Raw genomic sequence first — 1,318 nt, forward strand, 5'->3', positions numbered from 1 at the left:
GAGCCTGTAAATTATTTTGTGTAAGTTCCATTTTTTATAAATGATCTTTTAATCGATCATCGAACTGAATCGTAAACCAATTCATTGCTAAACGCCAATTTTGAATTGGCATCGTCCATTTCTTCGCAGCATTTGATGTTGCTAAGTAAATGACCTTCTTTACTGAGTCATCAGATGAAAAGATTTTCCTTTTCTTCGTTGAATGGCGTATTACGCTATTCAACGACTCAATCGCATTTGTTGTATAAATTGCATGACGTATTTCGGCTGGATAGCTAAAGATCGTTCGGATATTTTCCCAATTGGCCCGCCAGGATTCTCCAATTTTGGGATACTGGTGATTCCATTGATCACAGAAGATGTCTAGGGATTTTAAAGCATTTTCCTCTGTACTTGCCTGATAAATCGCTTTCAGACCCGACGTAACAGCTTTGTAGTCTTTCCAGCTTACAAATCTCAGGCTATTGCGTACAACATGCACGATACACAGTTGAATATCAGTATGAGGGTAAACAGAGGTTATCGCGTCAGGGAAGCCTTTTAATCCATCTACACAGGCAACAAGAATGTCCTGTACTCCTCGATTTTTTAGCTCTGTCATGACTGACAGCCAGAATTTGGCACCTTCTGTCTGAGCAATCCACATACCCAGTAATTCTTTTTGCCCATCCATATTGATGCCTAAAGCAAGGTATACGGACTTGTTAATCACATTGGAGTGCTGACGGACTTTGACAACAATACAGTCAAGATAGACAACAGGATAAAGGCTATCTAAGGCTCTATTTTGCCACTCAGTCACTTGCTCAATCACAGCATCGGTAACTTTGCTGATGAGAGATGCTGACACATCGGCATCGTACATTTCTTTGAAGAAGGCTACAATTTCCCTATTAGTCATTCCTTTTGCATACAGTGAGAGGATTTGGTCATCCATACTGGTGATGCGTGTTTGGTGCTTTTTGATAATTTGTGGCTCAAATGAACCTTCTCGATCACGGGGAATATCTAAAGCCAGTTGTCCATCTTGAGTTGTAATGGTTTTAGAACTAAACCCATTACGGCTATTTGAGCCTTTCTTGGGCTGATGCTTTTCATAACCGAGATGGTCTGAAAGTTCAGTATTGAGTGCAGTTTCAATCATGAATTTTTTAAAGACTGCTGTCATTTGGTTTAAGTCTTCTGGTGTTTTTAGACCTTTAGCCAATTCGGCAGCCATACTTTTGATTGTTGCTTCATCCATGTGAAGTACCTTTTGTAATTATCCTCTGAAGGATAAATGAAAATTAAGTACTTACACAAAATTTAGAACAGTCCC

General features: G+C 39.4%; 1 protein-coding gene. It reads right to left on the reverse strand.

Annotated elements, in window-relative coordinates; genetic code table 11:
* Positions 1–34: 34 nt before the first annotated feature.
* Entirely contained in the window at positions 35–1,243 is a 1,209-nt protein-coding gene (locus B806_RS0109600) for an IS256-like element ISAba26 family transposase (protein ID WP_004832869.1), read from the reverse strand.
* Positions 1,244–1,318 lie beyond the last annotated feature (75 nt).

It is taken from the genome of Acinetobacter sp. TG2027, assembly GCF_000302435.1.
Classification (GTDB): Bacteria; Pseudomonadota; Gammaproteobacteria; order Pseudomonadales; family Moraxellaceae; genus Acinetobacter; species Acinetobacter pittii.